We start from the raw sequence: 3489 nt of genomic DNA on the forward strand, positions 1-3489 counted from the left end.
GCCAGGATGAGCGGAGGCCGGTCGATCGCGGGACCCGGCGCGGGTCCCCGCGGCGCCCGACCGGCGGCACAGCTCCTCCGTCCCGTCCCGTACCCCTGGAGGCCAGCATGAGCACCATGTCCGTTCCGGCAGCGGTCCAGCGGGCCCTCGACGCGGCGAACAACGCCGACACCGAGGCGTTCCTCGACGCCTTCACCCTCGACGGAGCCGTCGACGACTGGGGCCGTGTCTTCGGGGGCCGGGACGCGATCCGCGGCTGGAGCGACAAGGAGTTCATCGGCGTGAACGTCCGCCTCGACGTGACCGGCGTCAACCGATCGGGCGATCGGGTCACGGTCAGCGCGGTGGTGGGCGGGGACGGCTTCAACGGCCCGTCCGACTTCACCTTCGTCGTGGCCGACGACGGCGTGTCACTGATGCGGATCACCGGCTGACCGCCGGCCCCTGCCCCCCTCCTCGGTGATCACCCGATCACCTGATCGGCGGCGCCGGTCGCTACTGTGTTCCCCCCTGCCACGAGGCAGGGTGAACAGGGGTGGGACATGCACAGAAGAAGCGCCGTGGCCTCCGTGGCGGCGGTGGTGGTCGCCGGGATCGTGGTGGCGCCGGCCGCGCACGCGGAGGGACGCGGTGACATCCGGGTCACCAGGACCGTCGTGAACGGCGGGAACAGTGTGATCGTCGGGATCAAGGACATCAAGCGGTTCACGATCTCGATGACGGTCAAGGACAACTCGGGGGTGAAGAAGGTCACCGACGTGTCCGCGTTCAACGCGGCCAACGGTCACGGGCCCGTGGACCACCTGGGATCGACGTGCAAGAAGACGGGCGCGACGACGTCCGTGTGCACCGCGACGATGCAGATGGACCCGGCGTGGATCGACTCCTACGGGAGCGGGAACAAGGGCTGGGACGCCAACGCGGTGGCGGGGACCTGGCAGGTCAACGCCACGGTCAAGGCCAATGACGGCGATTACTGGATCTCGGACCGCGTCGCGCTGTTCAAGGTGAAGCGCGCCGCGACCCTGACCACGGACGCCACTCCCGAGCCGGTGAAGAAGGGGAGCACACTGACCGTCACCGGCAAGTTGTCACGGGCCAACTGGACGGACCTGAAGTACCACGCGTTCACCAAGCAGGTGGTGAAGTTGCAGTACAAGAAGCCCGGCGGCGCCTACAGCACCGTCAGGACGGCGACCACCGACAGCAAGGGCCACCTCCGGGCCACGGTGAAGGCGAACGCCGCGGGCAGCTGGCGTTGGGCCTTCCTCGGTACGACCACCACGATGAAGGTCGTCTCCACCGGCGACGCCGTCACACTGAAGTAGTTCCGCGGCGGGCCCCGCGCCGACCCGCGCACCGGGCCCCGCTCACGCCCCGGCCAGCTCCGCGACCGCCGCGGCGATGGCCGGGGCCTGCTCCTCCTGGAGGTAGTGCCGGCCCGCGAGGACCGTCGGGAAGCCGACTCCGAGCGCGTCCAGCACCGCCCGCAGCCGGGGCAGCCCCAGGATCGGGTCGTCGCGGGCCCAGACCACCTGGGCCGGGTACGGGCGGGACGCCAGGCCCTCGTAGTAGAAGGCCTGCTTGGCGGCGGTCGGCTCGAAACCGCGCATGGTCCTCAGGAAGGCGCGGCCCGCGTCCTGCCGCGTGATCAGCGCGAAGTGGGCGTCCACCTCCGCGTCGGTCAGTGAGGAGCCGTCCGCGAGGCCCACCCGCCGGAAGAACCGCCGGGAGACCGGCGGGCGCAGCACGGGGAGCCAGGCCTCGCCCGCGACGGGCACGGTGAAGGGCCACATCGACGGGGGCGGCCGGTACGAGGCGACGTCGACCAGGGTGTCCAGCGCCGTCAGGGACAGGACCCGCTCGGGCCGGGTGATCGCCCATTCGAAGCCGACCGGGCCGCCGACGTCATGGACGACCAGATGACACCGGTCGATCCCGAGCGCGTCCATCGCCCGGTCGGTCCACCGGGCGAGACCGCTCCACGTGTAGTCGAACGCGAGGGGCCGGGCCCCCAGACCGGCGCCGGGAAAGTCGGGGGCGACGCCCCGGAACCCCAGCGCCGCCAGCTCCGGCACGAGCTTGCGGTAGAGGAACGAGCTGGTGGGCACACCGTGCAGACACACCACCGGCGGGCCCTCGCCCTGGTCCAGTGTGAAGCCGCGGATCCCCCCGGCCCGGAAGGTGTGACCGGAGGCGTGGTGCTGTGCGACCAGGTCGTCGGCCGCGCGGGAGGCGCGGGACATGGGCGCCCCCTCTCGGTCGTCGCGGCGCGCTGCTTCTCCTTCCCTATTTTACGAGCCATTCGCGCCCCGTGCCGGTACGCACCCGCACATCTGCCGGGCCCACCGGAATCCCGTGGTTACAATCCGCCCATGAGCGTTGTCGAATCGATCCACGATTCCGCACCCCAGTTCGCGAATTCGCGGGACTACTACGTCGGATACGGCGACAAAAAGCGTTCCGACGACCCCGAATTCATGATCTACCGCAGTCGTCTCATGAAACCGCGACGCAATGGAGTGCTCCGGTACACCCGTGGCGAGGGCGAACTCGACGCGGCGATCGCGCGGGCCCATGCCGAGCTGGACCCCGTCCCGTGGCTGTGGTGGGTCGGGGCGGACAGCTCCGCCGGCCTCGCGGACCACCTCCTCGCCCGGGGCGCCGCGCAGGTCGGCGTGCTGCCGCTGATGGCCGCGGAGATCGACCGGCTCGACACGCCGGCCGCCCCGCCCGGCGTACGGGTCGAGGAGGTCAACGGCCCGCAGGAGCTGGCCGCGTGGGTCGCCTCGTACTCCCCGTCCTTCGGTCTCACGCCCGAACAGGTCACCGGCAACCAGGCCAACGAGGCCCACCGGGCGGACGCACCGGGCAGTTTGGTCCGGTTCGCCGCCCGGCTCGACGGACGCGTCGTCGGCACCTCCGCGCTGTTCGACCGGCACGGCGTCGCGGGCGTGTATGTCGTGAGTACGGAACCCGACTGCCGGGGCCGCGGCATCGGCGCGTTCCTGACCCTCGTGGCCCTGCGGGCGGGCCGTGAACGGGGCCTGCGGATCGGCACGCTCCAGGCCAGCACGGACGGCCAGCGGCTGTATTCGCGCATGGGCTTCGAAACCGTCGCGTATTACCGGCAGTTCCAACTGCCCCGGCTCTGAGACGGCACCCTTTTGCGGATATGCCGGAAGGCCGGAATCACAGCTCGGCGCGTATTCCGGCGATGAGTTGCCGGGTGCGCTGCGCGGACTCCGCGTGCGCGACCATCCGGTCCATCGCCTCCATGTGTGCCGTCACCTCGGCCTGCCCGTCGAGGTACAGCGCCCCGGTCAGGTGCTCGATGTAGACCATGTCCGGCAGTTCGGGGAGATCGAAGCGGAAGAGGGTGAAGGGGCTGTACGTCCCCGGGTGGTGGCCGGACGCGAACTCCGCCATCTGGATGGTCACGTGGGGGAGTTCCGAGGCCTCCAGCAGCCGGTCGATCTGCGCCCGCAT

The 3489-nt window shown here is 70.7% G+C and carries 5 protein-coding genes; 3 read left to right on the forward strand and 2 right to left on the reverse strand.

The window, feature by feature from the left end; genetic code table 11:
* Positions 1 to 107 precede the first annotated feature (107 nt).
* A complete protein-coding gene (locus tag GT042_RS11335; RefSeq protein ID WP_161308587.1) occupies positions 108 to 434 on the forward strand; it encodes a nuclear transport factor 2 family protein in 327 nt (108 codons plus the stop codon).
* A gap of 108 nt (positions 435 to 542) precedes the next feature.
* Entirely contained in the window at positions 543 to 1328 is a 786-nt protein-coding gene (locus GT042_RS11340) for a hypothetical protein (RefSeq protein WP_161308588.1), read from the forward strand.
* A 42-nt stretch (positions 1329 to 1370) separates the two neighbouring features.
* Here the strand turns inward: GT042_RS11340 and GT042_RS11345 are convergent, their stop codons facing one another.
* Complete coding sequence (locus tag GT042_RS11345) at positions 1371 to 2246, reverse strand: alpha/beta fold hydrolase (RefSeq protein ID WP_161308589.1); 876 nt, start codon at positions 2244 to 2246, stop codon at positions 1371 to 1373.
* Positions 2247 to 2375: 129 nt separating this feature from the next.
* On the opposite strand from GT042_RS11345, the gene GT042_RS11350 reads away from it, so the two are divergent.
* On the forward strand, positions 2376 to 3155 hold the full coding sequence (locus tag GT042_RS11350; protein WP_161308590.1) for a GNAT family N-acetyltransferase: 780 nt from the start codon (positions 2376 to 2378) through the stop codon (positions 3153 to 3155).
* A 37-nt stretch (positions 3156 to 3192) separates the two neighbouring features.
* Here GT042_RS11350 and GT042_RS11355 read toward each other — a convergent pair.
* On the reverse strand, positions 3193 to 3489 hold a 297-nt coding region (locus GT042_RS11355; RefSeq protein ID WP_237530696.1), incomplete at its 5' end, for a Scr1 family TA system antitoxin-like transcriptional regulator.

This window comes from Streptomyces sp. SID3212 (assembly GCF_009865405.1).
GTDB lineage: Bacteria > Actinomycetota > Actinomycetes > Streptomycetales > Streptomycetaceae > Streptomyces.

Excerpts from the sequence above, each read along its gene's own strand:
- GT042_RS11335 (WP_161308587.1), top strand. The coding sequence starts at position 108 with ATGAGCACCATGTCCGTTCCGGCAGCGGTCCAGCGGGCCCTCGACGCG.
- GT042_RS11340 (WP_161308588.1), top strand. The coding sequence starts at position 543 with ATGCACAGAAGAAGCGCCGTGGCCTCCGTGGCGGCGGTGGTGGTCGCC.
- GT042_RS11345 (WP_161308589.1), bottom strand. The coding sequence starts at position 2,246 with ATGTCCCGCGCCTCCCGCGCGGCCGACGACCTGGTCGCACAGCACCAC.
- GT042_RS11350 (WP_161308590.1), top strand. The coding sequence starts at position 2,376 with ATGAGCGTTGTCGAATCGATCCACGATTCCGCACCCCAGTTCGCGAAT.